The sequence below is a fragment of the Sphingomonas sp. DMC8 genome, assembly GCF_056314185.1.
In genome coordinates this window covers 31,571-55,031 of record NZ_JBQUYV010000012.1, presented here as the reverse complement: position 1 = coordinate 55,031, position 23,461 = coordinate 31,571, and the positions used below count along the sequence as shown (strand labels likewise).

General features: G+C 64.3%; 18 protein-coding genes. 6 read left to right on the top strand and 12 right to left on the bottom strand.

The window, feature by feature from the left end; translation table 11 throughout:
• Nucleotide 1: 1 nt before the first annotated feature.
• The 5 genes from ACT53K_RS19005 to ACT53K_RS18985 form a co-directional block, all read right to left on the bottom strand.
• Nucleotides 2-874, bottom strand: a complete 873-nt coding sequence (locus ACT53K_RS19005) for an alpha/beta fold hydrolase (RefSeq protein ID WP_476230366.1) — start codon at nucleotides 872-874, stop codon at nucleotides 2-4.
• Entirely contained in the window at nucleotides 871-1,719 is an 849-nt protein-coding gene (locus tag ACT53K_RS19000) for a crotonase/enoyl-CoA hydratase family protein (RefSeq protein ID WP_476230365.1), read from the bottom strand. Before ACT53K_RS19000 ends, ACT53K_RS19005 begins: the two co-directional genes overlap by 4 nt.
• Nucleotides 1,720-1,726: 7 nt before the next feature.
• Nucleotides 1,727-2,935: an acyl-CoA dehydrogenase family protein gene (locus ACT53K_RS18995; RefSeq protein ID WP_476230364.1), complete on the bottom strand. Its 1,209-nt coding sequence runs from the start codon at nucleotides 2,933-2,935 to the stop codon at nucleotides 1,727-1,729.
• Between the two features lie 61 nt (nucleotides 2,936-2,996).
• Nucleotides 2,997-3,632, bottom strand: a complete 636-nt coding sequence (locus ACT53K_RS18990; protein WP_476230362.1) for a 3-oxoacid CoA-transferase subunit B — start codon at nucleotides 3,630-3,632, stop codon at nucleotides 2,997-2,999.
• Nucleotides 3,633-3,634: 2 nt separating this feature from the next.
• On the bottom strand, nucleotides 3,635-4,354 hold the full coding sequence (locus ACT53K_RS18985; protein WP_476230361.1) for a CoA transferase subunit A: 720 nt from the start codon (nucleotides 4,352-4,354) through the stop codon (nucleotides 3,635-3,637).
• Nucleotides 4,355-4,601: 247 nt separating this feature from the next.
• Here ACT53K_RS18985 and ACT53K_RS18980 point away from each other — a divergent pair, with 247 nt between their 5' ends.
• The 4 genes from ACT53K_RS18980 (at nucleotide 4,602) to ACT53K_RS18965 (ending at nucleotide 8,374) form a co-directional block, all read left to right on the top strand.
• Entirely contained in the window at nucleotides 4,602-5,600 is a 999-nt protein-coding gene (locus tag ACT53K_RS18980) for an NAD(P)H-dependent flavin oxidoreductase (protein WP_476230360.1), read from the top strand.
• 62 nt (nucleotides 5,601-5,662) lie between these two features.
• A complete protein-coding gene (locus ACT53K_RS18975; RefSeq protein WP_476230358.1) occupies nucleotides 5,663-6,472 on the top strand; it encodes an enoyl-CoA hydratase/isomerase family protein in 810 nt (269 codons plus the stop codon).
• A gap of 46 nt (nucleotides 6,473-6,518) precedes the next feature.
• Nucleotides 6,519-7,478: an NAD(P)H-dependent flavin oxidoreductase gene (locus ACT53K_RS18970; protein ID WP_476230357.1), complete on the top strand. Its 960-nt coding sequence runs from the start codon at nucleotides 6,519-6,521 to the stop codon at nucleotides 7,476-7,478.
• Nucleotides 7,475-8,374, top strand: a complete 900-nt coding sequence (locus ACT53K_RS18965) for an alpha/beta hydrolase (protein WP_476230356.1) — start codon at nucleotides 7,475-7,477, stop codon at nucleotides 8,372-8,374. The genes ACT53K_RS18970 and ACT53K_RS18965 overlap by 4 nt, the downstream gene beginning before the upstream one ends.
• Nucleotides 8,375-8,386: 12 nt before the next feature.
• On the opposite strand, the gene ACT53K_RS18960 is transcribed toward ACT53K_RS18965, so the two are convergent.
• Genes ACT53K_RS18960 through ACT53K_RS18930 form a run of 7 tightly spaced genes read right to left on the bottom strand, consistent with a single transcriptional unit; the run spans nucleotide 8,387 to nucleotide 18,619 of the window.
• Entirely contained in the window at nucleotides 8,387-9,886 is a 1,500-nt protein-coding gene (locus ACT53K_RS18960; RefSeq protein ID WP_476230355.1) for a class I adenylate-forming enzyme family protein, read from the bottom strand.
• Nucleotides 9,887-9,923: 37 nt separating this feature from the next.
• Complete coding sequence (locus tag ACT53K_RS18955) at nucleotides 9,924-10,997, bottom strand: phosphotransferase (RefSeq protein WP_476230353.1); 1,074 nt, start codon at nucleotides 10,995-10,997, stop codon at nucleotides 9,924-9,926.
• The gene (locus tag ACT53K_RS18950) at nucleotides 10,994-13,198 is read right to left on the bottom strand and encodes an acyl-CoA dehydrogenase (RefSeq protein ID WP_476230352.1); all 2,205 of its coding nucleotides are present in this window, start codon (nucleotides 13,196-13,198) and stop codon (nucleotides 10,994-10,996) included. The genes ACT53K_RS18955 and ACT53K_RS18950 overlap by 4 nt, the downstream gene beginning before the upstream one ends.
• A 31-nt stretch (nucleotides 13,199-13,229) precedes the next feature.
• A complete protein-coding gene (locus tag ACT53K_RS18945; RefSeq protein ID WP_476230351.1) occupies nucleotides 13,230-14,033 on the bottom strand; it encodes an enoyl-CoA hydratase/isomerase family protein in 804 nt (267 codons plus the stop codon).
• A complete protein-coding gene (locus ACT53K_RS18940) occupies nucleotides 14,030-15,001 on the bottom strand; it encodes a hydroxymethylglutaryl-CoA lyase (protein WP_476230350.1) in 972 nt (323 codons plus the stop codon). The genes ACT53K_RS18945 and ACT53K_RS18940 overlap by 4 nt, the downstream gene beginning before the upstream one ends.
• Nucleotides 14,998-17,004, bottom strand: coding sequence for an acetyl/propionyl/methylcrotonyl-CoA carboxylase subunit alpha (locus ACT53K_RS18935; RefSeq protein WP_476230348.1), 2,007 nt, complete (start codon nucleotides 17,002-17,004; stop codon nucleotides 14,998-15,000). Before ACT53K_RS18935 ends, ACT53K_RS18940 begins: the two co-directional genes overlap by 4 nt.
• 7 nt (nucleotides 17,005-17,011) lie before the next feature.
• Nucleotides 17,012-18,619, bottom strand: coding sequence for an acyl-CoA carboxylase subunit beta (locus ACT53K_RS18930; protein ID WP_476230347.1), 1,608 nt, complete (start codon nucleotides 18,617-18,619; stop codon nucleotides 17,012-17,014).
• 330 nt (nucleotides 18,620-18,949) lie between these two features.
• Between ACT53K_RS18930 and ACT53K_RS18925 the strand changes: the two genes are divergently transcribed.
• Nucleotides 18,950-19,582 carry a TetR/AcrR family transcriptional regulator gene (locus ACT53K_RS18925; RefSeq protein WP_476230346.1) on the top strand — a complete coding sequence of 211 codons (633 nt, stop codon included), beginning with the start codon at nucleotides 18,950-18,952 and terminating at the stop codon, nucleotides 19,580-19,582.
• Between the two features lie 287 nt (nucleotides 19,583-19,869).
• Nucleotides 19,870-23,430 carry a carboxylic acid reductase gene (gene car / locus ACT53K_RS18920; protein ID WP_476230344.1) on the top strand — a complete coding sequence of 1,187 codons (3,561 nt, stop codon included), beginning with the start codon at nucleotides 19,870-19,872 and terminating at the stop codon, nucleotides 23,428-23,430.
• Nucleotides 23,431-23,461 lie beyond the last annotated feature (31 nt).

Sequence of the window (23,461 nt, the reverse complement as noted above, 5' to 3'; positions counted from 1 at the left end):
GTCAAGACGCCAGAATGGCGCGCACGGTCGACACGAAAGCGATCGGCTGGTCCAGCATCAGGTGGTGATGGGCGGCCGGGATATCGATGAACCGCGTGCCCGTCGGCACGATGTCACACGTATACTGCCTGACGGCCGGTGTGATAAGCGACGACTCCTCCCCAAAGAGGAAGACCAGAGGACATTTCGCAGCACGGATATACTCGGGATAGCCGGGCAGCGGCGTATGCCGGATGCCCAGATCATCGCTGATAACGGGGTCGAAACACCAGTACCAGCGTCCGTTCGCATGCTGCGCCAGCGATCGGCGCGCGATATGATCGAGCATCCAAGGTTCGACGCCCGCCTGCCTCGGGCTCAGCCGAAAGCGCGCCAACCCGTCTTCAAGCGTCTCGAATCCCGCGTTAGCAGGCGCGCGCGCATGCAGGGCCGCCCAGGCGCCAGGCGGCGTCACGCCCGAGTCGACGCTGATGAACCCGGCAAAGCGCTCGCCCACTGTGCCCATCGCGCGCATAGCGAGAATGGCACCCATCGAATGGGCGACCAACCAGGGCTTCTGGGTAGAGTCGAAGAGCGCAAGCGACTCGGCAACGGCGACGACTTCGCGGCTGTATGCCTCGACCGAATAGCGGTTGCGCCGGCCAGACCGGCCCATGCCCGAGAAGCTGAAGGCGCCTACTCGCCGCTCGGCACTGAAGAACGGCGCGAAAGGCGACCACCAATCGGCGTGCGCGCCATTGCCATGCACGAACAACAGCCCCGGACTGCCAAGCTGGCCCCAGGACAAGGTCTCGATCGCGCAGCCATCGGATTCTACTGTCGTGCGATCGGCAAGCGCCGCGACGTTGCGGCTGAACCATTCGGGCGGGGTCATCGTCCGGTGAACCTCGGCGTCCGCTTCTCCACCAGCGCGGCAACCCCCTCGCGGTGATCCGCGCTGAGGTGCAGCAGCGATTGGGTCGAAGCGGCGAGGTCGAGCGCGGCCTCGTAGCTGGACGTCTGCGCCTGCCGGACAAGGCGCTTGGTCAGCCGCAGGGCCTGGGGCGCCTTTTCCACGACGCGGCGCGCCAGGGCGCGCGCCTCTTCCATCAAGCGCTCGGTCGGGACCACGCGGCTGACCAAGCCCCATTCCAGCGCGGTGGTCGCGTCGATCACGTCGCTGGTAAAGAGCATCTCCGCCGCTCTGCTGTGTCCGATGATCCGCGGCAACAGCCACGATCCGCCATCGCCCGGCACCAGGCCGAGCTTGAGGAACGGGACGCCGAACCGCGCGGACTCGCCCGCGATGCGAATGTCGGCCAGGCACGCAACGTCGCACCCCAGCCCCATGGCCGGACCGTTCACTGCCGCGATCAAAGGGACGTCCAGGTCGTAGAGGGCGCGCGCAATCGGATGGACATTGGACCGGTACTGGTCTCGCAGCTGCGTGCCGCCGCCCTCGAAGGCGCCGGCCGCCTCGTGCATCGCCTTGATGTTGCCGCCGCTCGAGAAAGCACGCCCGGCACCCGTAAGGATGATGCAACGGACGTCGGCATCGTCGTTCAACGCCTGGAACGTCCTGGCGAACTGGTCGCCATCGCCCAGCTCGCCAATCGAATTGAGCATATGAGGCCGATTGATGGTCAACGTGACCAGATGGCCCTCGCGCTCGACTGCGAACAAGCCGGCGGAATCCCCCGCATCAGCGGTGCGCCCCCCCTCCATAGTCGACGTCACCATGTGCCTGTCACCCCCCACGCTGCGCGTTCTTCCAGTCGCGCTTGATCTTCTTGGCGAGGCTCCATTTGTGAACCTCGGTCGGGCCATCATAGATGCGGAAGGCGCGGATCTCTCGGAACACCTGCTCCACGATCGTGTCGCCGGTGACGCCACTACCACCCATCACCTGCACGCATCGGTCCGCGACCCGCATCAGCGCCTCGGAAACCGCCACCTTCGCCATCGAGCTTTCGACCGTGCCCAACGACCCGGAATCCAGCACGGTCGCCGCCCAGTCCGTCATCAACTCCGCCTGCTGCAGGTCGATCAGATTTTCCGCCAGCATGAAGCCGACGCCTTCATGGTCGATCAGCAGCTTGCCGAAAGCCTCGCGTCGATTGGCATAGTCGGTCGCGATTTCCTGCGCGCGCGTGCACGCGCCGTGCCAGCGCATGCAGTGCGACAGGCGAGCGGGGCTCAGGCGCACCTGCGCATATTGAAATCCCTCGCCCGCCTCGCCCAGCATCTGATCGGCGGGGACACGCAGATTCTCGATCCGGATCGTCGCGTGTCCGCCAGGCATCGAACTGTCGATCGTATTGGGCACCCGCTCGATCACGATGGCCGGATCGGGCAGGTCGACGACGAACATGCAGGCGCCGCCCTGCGATCCCGCTTCCTCCGACTTCGCCATGACGATGCCGACACGGGCCCCCTTGGCGCCGGTGATGAAGGCCTTGCGCCCGTTCACCACCCAATGATTGCCGTCCCTGCGGCAGACCGTCTTCATCATCGACGGATCCGAGCCGGCGCCGCCGTCCGGCTCGGTCATGAAGAATGCGGAGCGCACTTCGCCGGCGATCATGCGGTTGAGGAAGCGCTCGCGCACCAGCGGCCCGCCCACCTTGCCCAGAAGGAACATGTTGCCTTCGTCGGGCGCGCTCACGTTCATCGCGAGCGGTCCGAGCGGCGACAGCCCGCACTTGCGCAGCACATGCGCCGTTTCGACCTGCGTCAGGTGCGTGCCGTCGCCCAGGATATGCGGCGTCATCACGCCGGCAGCGATCGCCCTGGCACGAAGTTCGTCGACAAGTTCCTCGGTGGGAGCATCATGGTGATCGCGCCGGGGATCTTTCTCGTAGGGAATCACCACAGTGCGGACGAACGCCTCGACCCGCGCGGCGATTGCATTCGTTCGTTCCCAGTCAGGCGCATGCGCCGCGACTCCGGTCTGCAAGACCAATTCCCCCTCCATCTTCATGTACACGCGCGATCCTATCGCGCAGGTATCCGCCGGTTCAGGCTTCGAAATGCGCCTCGGTTTTCGCCCGCAGTTCGTCGAGCGTCACACCCGGCGCCAGTTCCTGGAGCGCAAAGAATCCGCGCCGCTCGCGCCGCTTGAACACAGCCAGATCGGTGATCAGCGTGTCGACGATGTTCAGGCCGGTCAGCGGCAACCGGCATGTCTCGCGAAACTTGGGCGAACCGTCGCGTGCATTATGGTCCATCAGCACGATCACCCGCCGCGTTCCGCTGACCAGATCCATCGCACCGCCCATGCCCTTGACCATCTTCCCCGGAATGATCCAGTTTGCCATGTCGCCATTCTGGGCGACCTCCAGCGAGCCGAGCACGGTGGCGTCCATATGCCCGCCGCGCACCATCGCAAAGCTTTCCGCCGAAGACACATAGCTCGTGCCGGGCAGTTCCGTGATGGTTTCCTTGCCGGCGTTGATGAGATCGGGGTCCACCTCATCGCGGGTGGGATAGGGGCCGAGCCCCAGCATACCGTTTTCCGACTGCAGCGTGATCCCGAGGTCGTCAGGCAACTGCGCGGCGATCAGCGTCGGAATGCCGATGCCGAGATTGACGTACCAGCCTTCGCCCAATTCGTTGATGGCTCGGGCAGCGATCTGTTCGCGGGTCCACGGCATCGTCAGCCCTCCCCTCGCAGGACAAGTCTCTCCATTCGTTTCTCGTTCACCTCGGCGTGGATCATGCGTTGAACGTAGATGCCGGGCGTGTGCACATCGTCGGCACCGATTTCTCCCGCGGGCACAAAGGTTTCGACTTCGGCGATGGTCATACGGGAGCAGGTCGCGACCACCGGATTGAAGTTCCGCGCTGTCTTGTTGTAGCGAAGATTGCCCTTCGCGTCGGCAAGCGCAGCCTTGATGAGCGATACGTCCGCGGTCAACGCGGTTTCCAGGATATAGCGCTCGCCGTTGAACGCGCGCTCCTCCTTGCCCTCGGCAACCTGTGTGCCGACCCCGGTGCGGGTATAGAAGCCGGGGATACCGGCGCCACCGGCACGCATCCGCTCCGCCAATGTGCCCTGCGGGCAGAATTCCAGCTCGATCTCGCCGCTGAGATGCTGGCGCTCGAATTCCTTGTTCTCGCCCACGTAGGACGAGATCATTTTTCGAATCTGCCGGGTCTGCAGCAGCAGGCCAAGCCCCCATTCGTCCACGCCCGCATTGTTCGAAATCACCGTAAGATCCCGCACGCCGCTGTCACGCAGGGCGAGGATCAGCGTCTCAGGCAAACCGCAGAGGCCAAAGCCGCCTACCGCGAGGGTCATGCCGTCAAACAACAAGCCCTCCAGCGCCGCCGTAGCACTATCAAACCGCTTATTGAGCACCGTGCGCGACTCCATCCTTACCGATCAACGTGTTACGCCTGCGGGCGACACCCGCAGGCGAAAGGCGCGGCGAAAAGCCCACGACACCGCCCGATCCTCCACCGGCATCCCCCGGCACGGACCCGATCGCAGCGCATGTGCTCTTGCGCACCAAACGCAATCTATCTATCCTTCGTTAGGTCAGGACACAATGGGCTTTCGGCGCTGCCCCACGCATCGCCGCCCGGAACAACGAACGAGGGACATCTAGATGGAATATGGCATGGCGGGCCTCGAACGGCTGTCCATCCCGGTGATCGCGGCGCCGCTATTTCTGGTGTCCGGCCCCGATCTTGTCATCAACTGCTGCAAGAACGGCGTCGCGGGGACCTTTCCTTCGCTGAACCTGCGGACGTCGCCCGCCTTCGAGGAATGGCTGGTGCAGATCAAAGAGGCGTTGGCGCTTCACGACGCCGCGCACCCGGAGAACCCGGCCGCGCCCTATGGCGTGAACATCATCGCGCACAAGACGAACACGCGACTCGATGAGGACATGGCGCTGGTCGAGAAGCACAAGGTGCCGCTTGTCATCACCAGCGTCGGCAACCCTTCCGAGATCTGCAAGATCGTCCACGGCTATGGCGGCGTGGTGTTCCACGACGTCACCACGCCCACATGGGCGAAGAAGGCGATCGCGGCCGGTGTCGACGGCATCATTCTGGTGTGCGGCGGCGCGGGCGGCCACGCCGGTATCCTCAATCCCTTCGCCTTCCTCCCGCAGGTACGCGAGTTCTACGACGGACCCGTCGCCCTCGCCGGCTGCATTTCCGACGGTCGCTCCGTGTTCGCTGCGCAGACCCTGGGCGCCGACTTCGCCTATATGGGCACCCGCTTCATCGCCACGCAGGAGAGCATGGCCAGCGAGCCGTACAAGAACATGCTGATCGACGAAGGCCCGACCGACATCGTCTACACGCCGGCATTCTCGGGCATTCCGGCGAACATGCTCCGCCGCAGCATCGTCGAGAACGGGATGGATCCGGACAATCTGCCCTCCAAGGACCGCATCGACCTGGGGGAGGAGTTCAACCACGAAGCCAAGGCTTGGCGGGACATCTGGACGGCAGGGCAAGGCGTCGGATCGATCCACGACATCCGCCCGGTCGAACAGGTCATTCTCGACATGAAGGCCGAATATGCGTCTGCGAAGTCGCAGTTTTCGGGCGGCATCCGTCGCGAAGCCGGCCGCCTCAGCATCGTCGACCTGCCCGCAGCCTCCTAAGCGGGCCCCGGGATCGACGCCGGACAACGCCTTCCAACGCCTTCCAACCACCCGGGGTAGAAATGACCGATCGTTACGCCAACTATAAGCGCCTTCGCTTCGAACGTCCGTCGGACGGGGTTCTGAAGGTCATCATGTACAATCCGGAAAGCCTCAATTCGGCGGATATCGCGATGCATGGGGAATTGGGCGCCATCTGGCGGGATATCGATGCCGATCCGGACGTTCGGGTCGCGATCCTGACCGGTGAAGGCAAGGCGTTCTCCGCGGGCGGCGATTTCGACATGATCGACGGGATCATCAACGACTTCCAGCTGCGCGCGCAGATCTGGAAGGAAGCCAAGGACATCGTGTACAATGTGATCAACTGCTCGAAGCCGGTGATCAGCGCCATGCGCGGGCCTGCGGTGGGTGCGGGACTGGTAGCAGGGCTGCTCGCCGACATCTCGATCGCGAGCAAAAAGGCCAAGATCATCGACGGACACACGCGCCTCGGCGTGGCGGCCGGAGATCACGCCGCCATCGTCTGGCCGCTGCTGTGCGGAATGGCGCGTGCCAAACTCTACCTGCTGCTCTGCGATCCGATCTCGGGCGAAGAAGCCGAACGGATCGGCCTGATCTCCAAGGCCGTCGACGACGAAGTGCTGGACAGTACCGCGCTGCAATATGCCGAACGTCTCGCTGCCGGTGCGCAAAGCGCCATCCGCTGGACCAAATACTCGCTGAACAATTGGCTGCGACAGATGGGCCCGACCTTCGACGCGTCGCTCGCGCTCGAATTTCTCGGCTTTACCGGACCGGAAGCGAAGGAAGGCCTCGCCTCGTTCCGCGAAAAGCGCCCACCGGTCTTCCCGACCGACTGTCCGCTATGAGCGGCAGCCCTACCATCCCCCCTCATCGTCGAAGCGGACCGCAACCATGTCACTTCCCGCCTTGTTCGAAGGGCGCCTGTCGGTGCCAGCCATCGCGTCTCCCCTGTTCATCATTTCGCAGTGCGATCTGGTCCTCTCGGTCTGCCGAGCCGGCATGGTCGGCTCCTTCCCCTCACTCAATGCGCGTCCGTCCGGCGTGTTCGAGCAGTGGTTGCAACGGCTGACCGAGGAGTTGACGGAAAAGGACGCCCCTTATGCCGTCAACCTGATCGTCCACAAGAGCAACCCCAGGCTGGAGGAAGATCTTCAGCTATGCGTCAAATATCGTGTCCCCATGGTGATCACGTCGCTAGGCGCCAGGTCGGATGTGAACGATGCCATCCACTCCTATGGCGGCATCGTGATGCACGACGTGATCAACGACAGCTTCGCGCGGAAAGCCGTCGAGAAGGGTGCCGACGGCATTATCGCGGTCGCCACTGGCGCGGGCGGGCATGCCGGAACCACCTCGCCGTTCGCGCTGGTACAGGAAATTCGCAGCTGGTTCGACGGGCCGATCGCGCTTTCGGGGTCGATCGCACATGGTGGAGCAATCGCTGCCGCCCAGGCAATGGGAGCGGACCTCGCCTATATCGGCTCGCCGTTCATCGCGACCGAGGAGGCCATCGCCGACCCGCGCTACAAGGCGATGATCACCGAATGCTCGTCCGAAGACATCGTCTATTCCAACTTGTTCACCGGCGTGCATGGCAATTACCTCAAGCCCAGCATCGTCGCGAACGGCCTTGATCCGGACAATCTGCCCAGTTCCGACCCGTCTGCCATGAACTTCAACCCCGACAAGACCAAGGTTAAGCCCTGGCGCGACGTTTGGGGTTGCGGACAGGGCATCGGCGCGATCGACGAGATCGTCCCTGCGGGGCAACGCGTGGCACAATTCGGCCGCGAATATCGGGAGGCGATCACACGCATCTCGTCCGGTGCATCGCGTTTCGGCCGCCAATGACGCCGGAGGAGCGACGCGAACTCGCCCGCTTTCTCGAGGCGTGGCCGCAACGCAAGCTCGCGCAGGCTGCCAGCCTGAAGGAGTTGCGCCGGTTCGCCACGGAAGAAAGCAGTACGATCCCCCTTCCCCAAGGCTGTGTCGTCGAACCGATCGAGCGCGACGGGGTGCAGGGCGAATTGCTGGTGCCAAAGGGTGCCGACCGCGGCGCCGCGATCCTCTTCCATCATGGCGGCGGACACGTCTTCGGCAGCCCGCTGGAGCACCGGCATCTCGCTGCCCGGCTCGCAGCTGCGGCTGGGGTGACTGCGTACAACCTGGCGTATCCGCTCGCGCCGGAAAATCCGTTCCCGGCCGGGATGGAACGCGCCGTTGCGAATTATCGCTTCGTACTGGACCGGGGCATCGCGCCGGAGCGTCTTATCGTTGCCGGAGACTCGGCTGGCGGCAACCTCTCGGTGGCCATGCTGCTGCGCCTGCGCGAACTTGGTCTGCCCATGCCGATCGGCATCTATCTGCTCAGCCCGTGGCTCGACCTCGCGACGATTCCGCCAGACCATGATCTAGCGCGTGATCCGCTGCTGACCCCCGAGGCGATGCGGGCCTGGAGCGTATGCTATCGCGCTGGCCACGATGCGACAGCGCCGGAAATCTCCCCTCTTTTCGCCACGATCGACGATTTTCCCGCAACGCTGATCCAGGCTGGCGGCGCCGAAATGCTACTCGATGACGCGCTGGAATTCGCCCGCAAACTGGCGAAAGCACAGACGGCGGTGCAGCTCTCCGTGTTTCCACACATGGTTCATGCATGGCCGCTCTTCCATGCCGCATTGCCCATCGCAGCCGCAGCCGCCTTTGCGGAGTTCTCGGACTGGGTTGCCCGGCTGCTGAACCGTTGAGCGGCCCTGACCTCAAGCGGTCCCGTTCGCCCAGGCGCCGCGGAGCCGCGGCATGTCGACCTTCATCGTCAAGGTGCGAGGCAATGGCCGAAAGATGCGGACCTCGGCAGGCACTGAGGGTGCTGCGAGGTGTTCGCGGCTGAAGCTGCGAATGTCCTCACCCGTTACGGGTTGGGCGTCCGGCTTCAGTTCGATGGCGGCCACCGGAATTTCGCCCAGCCGCGCGTCCGGCAAGCCGAATACGGCGGCGTCAGCCACGGCCGGATGGCGCCGCAGGGCGGTCGCAACCGTATCCGGCAGGACCTTGAATCCGCCACGGTTGATCGCACCGTCCAGCCGACCGAGAACATATAGAAATCCGTCGTCATCCACCTGCGCGAGGTCGTTCGTCCTGATCCACGCCTCCGACATGGACGGGATCAGCGCTTCCAGCCTCCCCTGTGCTCCCGCAGCCCGGGGCTCGCCCGTGTCGGGATCGGTGACCCGTATGCCCACACCGGGCAAGGGCTTGCCGACGCTTCCGGCCTTCTCGCCGTCGAACGCGATTCGGAGTGCACGCGTCCAGCTCGTGAGCGTGCCGGCGAATTCGGTCGCACCATATCCCCAGCAGATCTTCAAATCGAAGGTCCGTTCCACCTGCTCGATCGTTTCCGGGTCGAGTGCGCCGCCGCCGCCGTACAGGATCTCGGCCGATGCCAGCGACTTGGCCGGCACGTCCAGCGTCAGCAAGGCGCGGACGATCGGTACGGCGACCCCCATCGATCTGGAACCGTGGCGCCGTACGGCATGGAGCCACTCCCACAATTCCAGCTTTTCGAGCAGGCAGAACGGCAGCCGATACGCCGCATAGGTCAGCAACGGGAGCATGCCGCCGATCGAACTGATATGATGGCCATGAATATCGACCTGCGTCCCGACCAGCGATGGCTCGGCCACGGCCATCATGTCGTACCCCCGCATCAGGGCGCCCGCGCCGAGCTCGATCCGCTTCGGCGCCCCGGTCGTGCCGCTGGTAAGCAGCCCGACCGAAAAGCTATCCCGCATCAGGCACCCGTCCTCGCGCAGCGCCCCCGGCGAAACTAGATACGGCGCGACACCGCCGTCCGGGAAAGCGATGCCGATTCGTCCGTCGGCGAGACAGGCGCGCAGTGTCTCCGTCCAATCCGACTCCTCGGCAATGACGACGCCGAGTCCCAACCGCGTAATGTCCTCGACGACCAACGGGTCGGGCAGCATGGTCGACAGCGACAGAATCGAGCGGCCCGAACCGGCCAGCCCGAAGATCGCGGCCGCATGCCCCACATGATTGCGCACCAGCACGCCGACGGCCATCGTCGTCGGCACTCCAGCTTGCTGCAGCAGCGCGTCCAACCGACGACCCGCCGCCGCAATCTCCGGGCCCGACCACCATCGCTGCTGGAATTCGAGAAAGTCGCCAGCCGGTGGCGCACGGAGAAAGTCCGCCAGCCGCTCGAGATACGCGCCGCCATCCTCGGGATGTTCATCGATCATCTTCGCCTGCCTCGTTCTTGTGCGACGCAATCGATCCTTATCGGGCGCCGGCCCGCTCCGCCTGCGCCCAAGCGATCTCGATCAGCTTGGGCAGCACCTTCACCCGCTGTTCGGCCTGCGCGTTCGCGGCATTGCCGCGAAGAACACGGCCCTTGATCCCGTGGAAAATGGCGGCGAGGCGAAAGAAGTTGAACGCAACCGCATAGTCATAGTCGGGCAGCGACGCGCGCCCCGTTCGGCGCGCATAAGCGTCGACATAGGCCGCTTCAGCGGGAATGTTCAACGCCACGAGATCCGCACCCGCAAGGCCCGCGACGATATCCGCCGGCATTCGGTACATCATGGCGTGGTAGGCGAAGTCGGCGAGCGGATGGCCGAGCGTCGACAGCTCCCAGTCGAGTACCGCCAGCACGCGGGGCTCGCTAGGATGGAAGATCATGTTGTCGCACCGGAAATCGCCGTGCGAGATGCCCGTCTCCTCGCCCTTTGGAACATTGCTCGCAAGCCATTCGATGAGCCGGTCCATCAAGGGATCGCGCCCGGCGTCCACGTCGTCCTGATATTGACGCGACCAGCGCGAGATCTGCCGCTCAAAATAGCTGCCCGGCCTGCCATAATCGCCGAGGCCGATCGCTTGCGGGTCGAGCATGTGCAGTCGCGCGATCGTGTCGTTCATCGCATCGAAATAGGCGGGACGTTCGTCGCGAGGGACGTCCGGGAAAGTCGCGTCCCAGAAGATGCGCCCCTCAACCATGTCCATCACGTAGAACCAGGTGCCGATGACCGATGCATCGGTGCACAGCCCTCGCACCGGCGGCACCGGAAATCCGGCGCCGTTCAGCGCGGTGAGCACCCGCGCCTCACGATCGACGGCATGCGCCCCCTTCAGCAGATCGCCGGGTGGCTTGCGCCGCAAGACATAGGTGCGGTCCGGGGTAACGAGCTTGTAGGTTGGATTGGATTGCCCGCCGTTGAACTGCTCGATCGCGAGCGGCCCCGAAAACCCCTCGATGTGCGCGCGCATCCATTGCTCGAGTGCGCTTTCATCGAACCGATGCGCCGCACGGACCGCGCCGGTGCCCGAATTCTGCTGGGCGATGGTATCGCTCATCCGCGGCTCTTGGTCATGCCCAACGCCTGTTCCGCGGTCAGGCTGCGGTGAATCTCGCTGGTCCCCCCATAGATCGTCGCGCCATATGCCCGGCGATGGCTCAGCTCGAGCACCCCCAGATCGTCCTTGCCCACCATCGTTGCTTCCGGCCCGATCAGCTCCCGGAGCTCCCAGGCGCTTGCGAGATGCGCCTCGGTCACCGCGAGCTTCGAAACCGGGCCTGCCCATCGGCTGTGCGCGCCGCGCTCGGTCTGATACAGCACCCAAAGGCCGAAGGCTTCGCTGAAATGATAGCGCGCGAAGACCTTCGCCAACCCCGCGCGGACTTCCTGTCGTGCCGCCGGTGCCTGCCCATCCACGGCGGTCGTTGCCCATCGCAGGGCCGATTGCATCATCGGAACCTGCGCGAGGAACAGTGGCGCGGCAGCAGAATGTTCGAGCAAAAGTGCCTGCGCCATGATCTTCAGCCCGCCGTCGACCTCGCCCAGACGATATTTGTCGGGGACCCGCATGTCGGCATAGAACGTGATGCTCGTCCGCTCGTCCTGATAGGTATCGACCGTTTGATAGCTGAACCCGGGCAGGCGCGTCGGCACAGCGAACATCGTCAGGCCCTTCGGGCCGCTCAGCTCGGGGTTCGTCCGGGTCAGCAGGAAGACATAGTCGGCATAAGGGCCGCCGGTGGTCCACATCTTAGATCCGTTGATGATCCAGTCGTCGCCGTCGCGCACCGCGCGCGTACGGGCCGCGAAGACGTCGGAGCCGCTGCCCGGTTCCGAAAAACCAAGGCTACACACCGCTTCGCCGCCGCGCACCCGGGGAAGGATCTCCTGCTTGGCTTCCTCGGTGCCGAACATGTAGACCATGCGACCGATCCAGTCGGTGGTCGTTAGCAGATTGGTGGTGTAGCCCTGCGCCTCCAGCGCATCGTACACGGCGTAGTTCTTGATCGCGCTTAGCGGGATTTCGGGATCGTCTGGCCAGCCGAAAAATAGCAGGCCCGCCTGCGCCAGCTTGCGCTGGAAGTTGATGTTGTGGCTGGACGTCGAGTGATGTGCCTTGCGACGCATCTCTTCGTCCATTTCGGCAAGGCAAAGCTCCGTCACCCGGCGATGCAGCGCCAGCGCATAGTCAGGCAGCGCGAAGTCGAGCGCGCAATCGCCTGCTGGAGGAAGCGAAACCCGCTTGCCCGCGAACATCCGATCGCCAGCCTCGTCCAGCGCCGCCGCCGCCCTTCCGCCCGCGAGGACCAGACCGGCCGCCCGCTGGTGATACAGATGGGCATCATACTCGATGCTCAGGCCGAAGCCCCCGAAGGTTCGCATGGCCTGGCCGACACTAGGCACCACCCGATCCGCGATCGACCACCAAACAAGGGCGGAAAGCGGCGCCGCCGAGTCCTGGTGGGTCGCGTTCGCCCAGATTGCCTTCCACAGCAGGATACGGGCGCTTTCTACCTCCGCGAACGAATTGGCGAGCGGGTGGGCAACGCCCTGGAAGGCGCCGATCGGCCGACCGAAAGCGATGCGCTCATTTGCATAGTCGGCAGCCATTTCCGTGGCGCGCGCCTGCAGCCCGATGAGGAACGCGGCAGTCAGCAGGCGCCATTCCTCCTGCCCCGATTGATACAGCGCGAGCGCGTCGGGGCCGGATGCGAGCACGGTTCGGCCGGTGACTGCAGCCTCCTTGATCCGCGCGGCGGGCAATCCGCCGCCAGGGGCATCCGCGACCATCGCCGGCGTTTGTTCGATCGCGACCAACTGCTCGCCATCCATGGCCACGACGATGTTGGCGACCGCCGCCTGCGAAATGATCTGGGAGGGGTCGCGGTCGAGCGGATAAAGCGCGAACGCCACGCTCGCGGAGCCGTCCAGAACCGCCGCCAGAAGCCGCGCCCCGGTATCGCCCGCAGCGCTCAGCAGGCGCCCGCCCACCAGGGTATCGACGAGTGGAACCGATGCCAGGGTGCGGCCGGCTTCTTCCACGATAACCGTGCAGTCCAGCAGCGACGCGCCAAGGCCGCCCAGCGCCTCGGGTACACGCATCGCCGGTGCGCCAAGCTCGACCAGCTTTTCCCATAGCGCGGCATCGAAGCCGAGCGGCTTGGCGGCGCGGATGCGCTGCGGCGTACTTTCGGACCGGAACACCTTGCCGAAGGCGTCCTTGAGAAGTTGCTGATCGCCTGTCAGTTGAAGAAACACAACGCCTCCCGCAAATCCCGTCCTCTCGTCGTCAGCGCCCCTGCCATCGAGGCGGGCGCTTCTCCGCGAAGGCCCGAGGCCCCTCCTGCGCGTCCTCGCTCGCATAGGTTTCGCGATAGATCTGCCACGCCATTTCGAGCCCGGTGTCGCAACCCACGCTCATCGTCGTCAACAAGGCGCGCTTCCCCGCGACGACCGAGAGCGGCGCGTTGTCGCGGATTGTCCGCGCCAGTTCCAGCGCACGCGCGCGCACGGCGTCCGGCGTATCCTCCAGATAGTTGACGAAGGCGAGGTCGTGGAATCGCTCGATCGGATATAGCTGCGCCGTAAGGACCATCTCCATCAGCAGCGGCTGCGGCAGCATCCACATCAGCGGCATACCCCAGGGCGAGCCGCGGCCGATCTTGGATTCGGTGATGCCGACCTTCGTGCCTTTCAGCCCCACGCGAATGTCGCAGTTGAGGCTCATCAGCATGCCGCCCGCCATCAGATGCCCCGTCATCGCCGCGATGATCGGCACTTTCACGCGGCGCATGCGATAATGGAACGGGTCCTTGAAGAAGGTGAGGATGTCCTCGCCCGTTTCCTGCTTCATGCGGGCGGCTTCCTTGAGGTCCTGCCCCGCGCAGAACGTGCCACAATCGGCCGAGGTCAGAATCACCACGCGCACCTCAGGGGTCTCGTCGATCCTTTCCCACAGCTTGTACAGGCCGTTGCCCACCTCGATCGACAGCGAGTTGCGCTGCTCGGGGCGGTTGATGGTGACGGTGCAGATCCCATCCTGCACGTCACACAGCAGCACCCCTTCGGTACGCCGCAAGGCTTCCACGGTCATCCCATTTCTCCCATCAGTTCGCGATGCCGCTTGGGCGCGCCGGCGTGCATGAGCTTGCCGGAAAGTGGCCGACCGATGATCCGCTCCGCCAACAGCGAGGCTTCGACCAGCGCGGGAAGGTCGATCCCGGTCTCGATTCCCATTTCATGGCACATGAACACCATGTCCTCGGTGCAGATGTTGCCGGCGCCATGGCTGTTGGCGTGGTTCGCAAACGGGCAGCCACCCAGTCCCGCGACGGAGCTGTCGAACATGTCGACGCCCATTTCCAGCGCGGCGTAGAAATTGGCGGCGCCCAGGCCGCGCGTGTCGTGCAGGTGCAGGCCGATCGGCGCATCGGGCTCGCGCTCGCGCACGGCGCCGATGCGGCGCTTCAGGTCTTCGGGATTCGCCCAGCCCACCGTGTCGGCCAAGATGATCCGGGGAATCGGCAGCCCGCGTTCCCGGGCAAGGTCGACCGCATAGACCGAGCTTTCGACAACCACATCCAGCGGGATGTCGCCTTCGTAATTGCAGCCGAACGCGGTGAGGATGTAGGCCTGTTCGTACGGCACGCCGTCGGCCTGGTACAAGTCCACCAGCTGCCCCTGGCGCTGCCGCATCTCGGCGACCGAGCAGTTGTTGTTCCGCTGGCTGAACGTCTCGGTGTTGTAGAGCAGGATCTTGCCGTCGAGATAGATGTTGGGCGTCGCCGTCGCGCGCCGGTAGCCGTTTTCGTTCAGCCACAGGCCGGTGTAGCGCACACCCTCGATCGGCGTGATCGCCGCGAACAAGGCATTGATGTCGGCCATGGCGGGGACCGCCCGCGGGCTGACGAAGGAGCCCACCTGCACTTGCGGCAGACCCGATGCGGCTAGCGCATCGATCAGTGCCGCCCTGTCCTGAAGCGGGAAAAGGCGCTTCTCGATCTGGAAGCCTTCGCGCGGCCCCTCCTCATGGAAGATCACTTTCTTGGGCAGATCGCTCACTTTGCGTTCTCCGGTGGTTTCGGCTCGATCTCGACGACCAGCACGTTGCGCTCGATCATGTCGCCTTCGCTGCAATGCACGGCCTTCACGGTACCGGCGCAGGGCGCGGCGATCGTCAGTTCCATCTTCATCGATTCCTGCAGGATGATCGCCGCGCCCGATTCGACTTCGTCACCCGGCTTGACGTTCACGCGGATGACCACGCCCATCATGTCGGACAGCACGCGCCCATCGCTCACCGCGCCGGACCCGCTGCTATCGAGCAGGTTCTTAACACGAAACTTGTGTGCCCCCGATGGCGCCGCGAGGTAGACACTCTGCCCGCCCAGGCTCGCGCGGTAGGTGATCGTACGACCATCGAAGGTCGCGTTGAAGCGCCCTGGCTCGACCTCCGCCAGGTGGATCAGAAACGTCTGACCATCGATCGAGACGGCGAAGCGATCATTGCCGATCGCATGGCGATGAAGGCGATAGGTTTGTCCGCGCGTTTCCAGCAGCGTGGCGCCGAGCCAATCGGTGGCCACTTCGTCGGCACCGTCGGAGATTCGCCACGACGTCAGCAGCGGCGATCGCCAGGCGCCGCCGTCCGGCGTCGGCAGTGCGGCGCGGAACGCGATTGCCCCCGCAACGGCCACCACATCCGCTTCGGGCGGTGCGCCAAGCCGGATGTTGACGAGTTCACGATCGATGTATCGATTGTCGACCTCGTCGGCGATCACACGCTCGTCGCTGCTCAGCGCCGCAAGCAGATCCAGATTGGTTTCCACCCCCAGCACCGAGGTATCGATCAGCGCGTTGCGGAGCTGGGCAAACGCCGAGCGTCGGTCCTTGGCATGAACGATGATCTTGGCGAGCAGCGAGTCATAGAACGGGCTGATCTCGCTTCCGGCCTCAATGCCGGTTTCGATCCGCACATTGCCAGGCGGCGGCGCGAAGACCCGGACGATACCGGTGGAGGGCAGGAAGTCCTGCGCGGGATCCTCGGCATAGAGCCGGGCCTGCACCGCATGCCCATTTATGCTCACCGCCGTCTGGTCGATCGGCAATGCGCCTTCGGCCGCGACGCGAAGCTGAAGCTCGACGATGTCGGTCCCGGTGATCTCCTCGGTCACCGTGTGCTCTACCTGGAGCCGCGGGTTGCATTCGAGGAAATAATAGCGGTCCCCGGAGACCAGAAACTCAAACGTGCCGGCGCTGCGATACTGCACGCTTTCCGCGAGCCGGACCGCATCCGACGTGATCTTTTCGCGCAATGCATCGCTCAGATGCTGCGCTGGCGCTTCTTCGATGATCTTCTGGAAGCGTCGCTGCAGCGAGCACTCGCGCTCGAACAGGTGCAGCACCCGCCCCTGCCCGTCACCGACCACCTGAACCTCGACATGGCGCGCCGACCCGACAAACGTCTCGATGATGAGGTCGGGGCGACCGAAAGCCGATTGCGCCTCCCGCATCGCGCTTTCGATGACGGCCGCGATTCCTTCATGGCTATGGACAATACGCGAACCGCGGCCGCCGCCGCCGGCCACAGCCTTCAGCATCAAGGGCGGCTGCATGCGCTCGGCCAGCGCGACCAGATGCGCAGTGTCGGAGGAAGGCGCGTCGGTTCCATCGATAATCGGCACGCCAGCCGCCACGGCGAACCGCTTGGAGGTCGCCTTGTCGCCGAAATCGGCGAGCGATTGCGGACGTGGTCCGACGAAGATCAACCCTGCGGCTTCGACCGCTTCGGCAAATTCCGGAGACTCCGCCAGAAAGCCGATGCCGGGATGGATCGCATCCGCACCAGCCTTCCGCGCAGCTTCCAGAATGGCAGGAATGTTGAGGTAGCTGGCGGACGGCGCGGACTCGCCGATCTCGTAGGATTCGCCTACCTCGCGGACGTGCAGCGCGTCGCGGTCGGCAACCGAGTGCACCGACGCGACTGGAATACCCATACGCCGGCAGGTGCGAGCGACACGGATCGCGATTTCGCCGCGATTTGCGATCAGAAGCTTCTTAATCATCGCGAGATCACATCCGTAAAATGCCGAAGCGCGTTTCAACCGGTGGCGTACGGGCACTCAGATCCAGCGCCAGCCCCATGACAGCACGCGTCTCGACGGGGTCGAGAATGTCATCGAGCCAGATGTGCGAGGAGAAGTTGTACAGTCCTTGGAACGCCTCGAACTCGCCGGCGATCTGCGCCCGGAACGCGGCTTCTTCCTCGGCCGGCCATTCGACGCCGTCGCGGGCGCGCTTCGCCCGCTGCACCATAGCAAGCGTGGTCGCCGCCTGTTCGGGACCCATCAGCGCTGCCCGGCCGTTGGGCCAGCCGAATGCAAGCGTCGGTTCGAATGGCCTGCTGCACATGCCCATGTAGCCGGCGCCGAACGAGTTGCCGATGATGATGTTGTACTTGGGGACGTTGGCCGACGACATGGCGGTGATCATTTTGGCGCCGGCTTTGGATATCCCGCCGGTTTCCGCGTCGCGCCCAACCATGTACCCGGTGATGTCGGCCATGAACAGCAAAGGGATGTTCCGCTTGCAGCACAAGTCGATGAAGTGGACTGCCTTCAGCGCGCACTCGGTGAACAGCACCCCCTGATTGGCAAGGATGCCGACCTCGAAGCCGTGGATGCGGGCGAAACCGCACAGCAGCGTGCTGCCGTAAAGCGGCTTGAACTCGTCGAAATCGCTATCGTCCACCAGTCGCGCAAGAATTTCGCGCGTATTGGTGGGAATGCGCGGGTCCTTGCTGATGATGCCGTACAGTTCGGCCGGATCATAGCGCGGAGGCTTGGCGACCGAGGGGGGCCGCACGAAGCCGCGCTGCGGCGGCAGGTCCCGGACGAGTTCGCGCAGGATGCGGAGCGCATGGCGATCGTCATCGGCGAGATGATCGGTGACGCCGCTGACGCGCGAGTGCATGTCGGCGCCCCCCAGCGCCTCGCGGTCGATCCGCTCGCCGGTCGCAGCGAACACGATCTCGGGGCCGCCGAGATGCATGTAGCCCTGCTGCTGCACGATGATCGTCTGGTCCGACAATGCCGGAATATAGGCGCCACCCGCCGTGCACGCGCCGTGCACGCTCGCGATCTGCGGAATGCCCTCGGCCGACTGGCGGACGATCTGATGGAAGACCGTGCCGAACTGGCCGGCATCCGGGAAAATGCCGGCCTGTTCCGGCAGGAACGCCCCCCCCGAATCCACCAGCGTCAGATTGGGCAGGCCATATTGCCGCGCCACCTGCTGCGCGCGGACATGCTTGCGGCAGGTCTGACTGAAATAGGTACCGCCTTTGACGGTCGCATCGTTCGCGATGATCATGCAGGCGCGCCCGCTCACCAGACCGATGCCGGTGATGATCCCCGCCCCCAGCGGCGCGTCCGAATCGGTGGCCTCCCCCGCAAGGGTACACAGCTCCAGGAAGGGCGAGCCGGGATCGAGCAGCGCATCGACTCGCTCCCGCGCCAGCATCTTGCCGGCCTTGCTGTGTCGCGCCCGCGCCGCGTCGTCGCCGCCTGCGCGCGCGCGCCGACGCTTTTCCTGCAATTCCCCCTTGAGCAGAGCGTAATGCTGCTCGTTCTCCCGAAAGCCATCCGAGCGGGTATTCACCGTGCTGGGAATCACCGGCACAAAGTCATCTCCTCAAAGCCAGTACCGCTCGTCCGCCGGCGCCCCAGGAAGCCACGCGGGGCATCACGTCCGCCCGCTCCAACCGGCGCGGCACTATACTGAACGAACGATAGATAGACTTGTCGGGCATGGCAAGGGCAAACGGGAGCGCGATCGCGCAACGGCGGGCGAAAACCATTTGCTTGCCCGTTGCAGCGCAGGCAGTTAATCCGGCGTGCAAAGGATCAACGCGATGTTCCAGCCCAGCAAGTCGCGCGGAGGAAGCGCACACAGCGCGCATCAAGCGCAAGGACATGGAACATGCCAAAGCGACGTTTGAAAGGTTCTGGAATGTCTGAGATGAATGATGATCGCAACACGAAGCAGCGTATCCTCGATACTGCTGCGGCATCATTCAGAACCGATGGCCTCGCATTCACCAGTATGGCAGACCTAGCGAAGATCACCGGGGTAAAAACTAGCAGCATCTACTATTATTTTTCATCGAAGGACGCGCTGATCGAAGAGACGTTTCGCATCGGCATCGAACTGGTTCACGCCAACGTGCGCGATGCGGTGGAAGCACTGGGCCCGAAAGCATCACACCGCGATCGTATCTTGGCAGCGGTGACGGCGCATCTGTCGACCCTGCTCGGCGCCAATGATTATTCTTCTGCCAACATCAAGAATTACTCGCATGCATCGGTTGCGGTTCGTGAGAAGAACCGCGAAGTCCGTGCGCGCTACGGCAAGTTCTGGATGGAACTGTTACAGTCGGCCCAGGAGGATGGCTTCATCGCGCAAGACATCAACCTGTCGACGATACGTATGCTGCTGATCGGCGCCATGAACTGGGCGACAGAATGGTATTCGCCCGAGCGCGGGTCGATTCAAGATATCGCCATCACGCTCTGCCGTATGGTCGACGGGCTTTCGCAGCCCATTCCGATTCCCGCCAAGGCGCGCGCGCGCAAAAGGGCCTAACAGACCGTTTGAGCATTCGGTCGGGTCGGTCCGCCGGGTGCCTTCCGACACCAAAGCGTCGCCGACCCCCACCGGTGCTGCCGGCATCGGCTGCGGTCGCCCGATCGCGGCGGACGCAATCCGTCGCGCGTCCGCCGGCGCCAAATGCGTAAACGGCTTCCAAGCGCCGTGCCGGACAGGCGCTTGCCATCGCTCGTCGGCAACGATACCTATCGTACGATCGATAGCCAACCAGGCCGCCGTCCGGAGGGCCCGTCGGCAACGAACCTCAGGATGGCGACCCTTGCATGGCTGACACGTCCCCCCGTACCGCGAAGCCCCCCAAATCTGAGCGCGCGCAATTCGCGTCGGCGCTGCTGCAGCGGCTTTCCGCAGAGGATGCCCAGTTCCGGGCCGCCATGCCGGACCCGAAGGTTACCGAAGCGAAAAGCCAGCCTGGCCTCGGTCTCGCCCAAATCCTGTCGGTTGTGATGGAAGGCTATGGCGACCGGCCGTGCCTTGGCGAACGAGCAACCGAAATCGTCCGGGATCCCGCCACGGGCCGAACCGTCCGCCGTGTGCTCGATCACTTCGAGGAAGTCAGCTATCGCGAGCTGTGGCATCGGGTGCGCACCCTCGCCGGCTTCTGGGAGCACACCGAGCAGCACTCGCTGCAGCCCGATGCACTTGTCACGCTGATCGGCTTCGCCAGCATCGAGTACGCCACGCTGTGGATGGCGGGCATCCATGTCGGCGCCGTTCTGGTGCCGATGCAGGCCAATGGCGCGCTGCCCCAGCTGCAGCGCGTGCACGATGAAACCCAGCCGAAATGGATCGCCGTCAGCGGCGAATATCTCGATACCGCGATCGAACTGGTCACCGCCGGCCATCGTCCCGCCGGCGTGCTGCTGTTCGACCATGATTCAGCGGTAGATGACGATCGCGAACGGCTGGAGCGCGCCCGCGCGCGCCTCACTTCGGCCGGCCTTCCGGACCTCATCATTCCCCTCGACGAAGCGCTGGCGCGGGGACAGTCGCTGCCGGCGGCGACGCTTTTTGCCCGGCCAGACACCGCGCAGCGCCTGTGCACCATCTTCTACACCTCAGGCAGCACCGGCCTGCCGAAAGGGGCGATGCTGTGCGAGGCCGCGATGAAGCAGCCCTATCTAGGGCCCGCGAATTTCCCTCAGATTCTCGCGCACTACATCCCGATGAATCACAATTTCGGTCCAACGGTGCTCAACCGGGCGATCAGCAACGGCGGCATCTGCTATTTCACGAAAAGCGATCTCAGCAACATCTTCGAAGACATCGCGCTCATCCGGCCGACCTCGCTGACGCTTGTTCCGCGCGTCTGCGAGATGCTGCACGGCCAATTCCTCCAGGCGTTCAATCGCTGCGCGGCCACCAGGAAGGACCACGCCGCCCTACGCACCGAGATTCTGTCGGAGATGCGTCGGGAAAAAATGGGCGGCCGCGTCGTGCGCATGAACTTCGGATCGGCGCCTTTGACGCAGACCCTCAAGGAATTCGTCGCCGATCTGATGGGCATCCCGCTCGATGAGTCGTTCGGATCGACCGAAGCATCGGGCATCCTGCACAATGGCCGGATCCTGCGGCCGCCGGTGATCGACTACAAGCTCGAGGATGTGCCGGAACTCGGCTATTTTACCACCGATCAACCGCACCCGCGGGGTGAACTCCTCGTGAAATCCTCGGTGATGATGCTCGGCTATTATGCGCAGCCGGAACTGACCGCCCAGATCATCGACGCCAATGGCTATTATCACACTGGCGATATCATGGCGGAAACAGGGCCGGACAGGCTCGCCTATGTAGACCGCCGGAACAACGTCCTAAAGCTGGCACAGGCCGAATTCGTCGCGGTGCAGCGGCTCGAGGGAGTCTTCGCCAACGCCAGCGATCTGATTTCGCAAATCTTCCTGTACGGCACCAGCATCCGCTCGTTTCTGCTCGCGGTCGTGGTGCCCGATGCGGAGACCGTCCGGCAACGCGGTCTGCAAGGGAACGACGAGGCGATTCGCGCTGCGGTGCGAGAGGCGCTCGCCGAGACCGCGCATCGCGAGGAACTCCATGCCTACGAAATCCCGCGCGATTTCATTCTGGAGCACACGCCGTTTTCGATCGAGAACGGCCTGTTGACCATTTCCGCCAAGTTCGCGCGGCCGAAGATCACGGAGAAATACGTCGCACGGCTCGAGGCGATGTACGATGCGATGGCCGACCGCCAATCCCAGGAACTCGAAAGCCTGCGCCTGGAAGGAGCGGGCCGGCCCGTTCTGGAAACGGTCGTCGGGGCGCTCAAGGCAACGCTTGGCATCGACGAAATCGATCCCGAAAGCGGCCAGGGCTTCGCCGATTACGGCGGCGATTCGCTTGCCGCGCTGGGCTTTTCGCTGTTGCTCGGCGATATCTTCGGCATTGAGGTTCCGGTCGGCCAGATCACCGCCCCCTCGACGAGCCTGATCGACCTGGCCCGCCACATCGATCAGCTCCGCAGCAACACCGATCGCCAAGCGACCTTCGCATCGGTGCATGGTGCCGGCAGCCGGCTGATCCGGGCAGACGATCTGACCATCGACCGGTTCCTCGACGACGAAACGGTCGCACGGGCACCGGAAGCCGCCCCGCCCGCCGCGGCGGTGCGCTCGGTGCTCGTAACCGGGGCGACCGGCTTTCTCGGCCGGTTCCTGTGCCTCGAATGGCTCGAACGCATGGCAGCCGTGGGCGGCAAGGTGGTCGCGATCGTGCGAGGGCGCGATGCGGCGGACGCCTATCGGCGGCTGGCCGATGTCTATGACAGCGGCGACGCCGGTCTGAAGCAGCGCTTCGCTGAACTCGCCGCCGATCACCTGGAAGTGCTGAACGGCGATCTTTCCGAGCGATGCCTTGGCCTGTCCCTGGCCAATTGGCAGCGTCTTGCCGGCTCGATCGACCGCATCGTCCATCCCGCCGCGTTCGTGAATCACGTGCTGCCCTATGCGCAGCTATTCGGCCCCAATGTGGTGGGCACGGCCGAGTTGATCCGGCTCGCCATTACCGAACGGATGAAGCCGTTCGCCAATGTCTCCACCGTTGCAGTCGCCTTTCTCCCAGGCGGCACGGCAACGCTCGACGAAGATGCAGATGTACGCACAGCCTATCCGGTGCTGGACACCGAGGCGGCCGGCTATGCGCCGGGGTACGGCATGAGCAAATGGGCTGCGGAGGTATTGCTGCGCGATGCCCATGATCGCTTGGGCCTGCCGGTATCGATCTTTCGCTGCGGGATGATCCTCGCGCATCGCCACTATGCCGGCCAGCTCAACGCGCCGGACCTGTTCACCCGGCTGCTGCTCAGCGTCGCACAAACTCGCCTTGCGCCCGCCTCTTTCTATCGAGCGGAGGTGAAGCATCCGCATTATGACGGGCTGCCGGTCGATTTCATCGCGCACGCGATCGTGGATCTGAGCGAGGCGGCAATATCGGGCCTGCATACCTATCATGTCGCCAATCCGCATCAGGATGGGATTTCGCTGGATAGCTTCATCGACTGGATGGCCGAAAGCGGCCTGCCGATCGCGCGGATCGCGGACTATAAGGACTGGCTGGAGCGGTTCCGAAGTGCGCTCAAGGCGCTCCCGGAACAGCAGCGGCAGCGCAGTTCGCTGCCGCTGCTCCATAATCTGGAAAAGCCCGAGCGCGGCCATGTGGCCCTGTCGACCTCGCGCTTCCAGGCGGCACTGCGGCAATGCGGGCAAGGCGATGACTCGGGCATCCCGCATCTGACACGGCCGTTCATCGAGAAATATCTGAGCGACTTGCGCGTAACGGGCCTGTTGCAGGTGACATCGGCGATCGGCGGCTGACGTGGTGGCTTGAAGATCGCACGCGGATTGG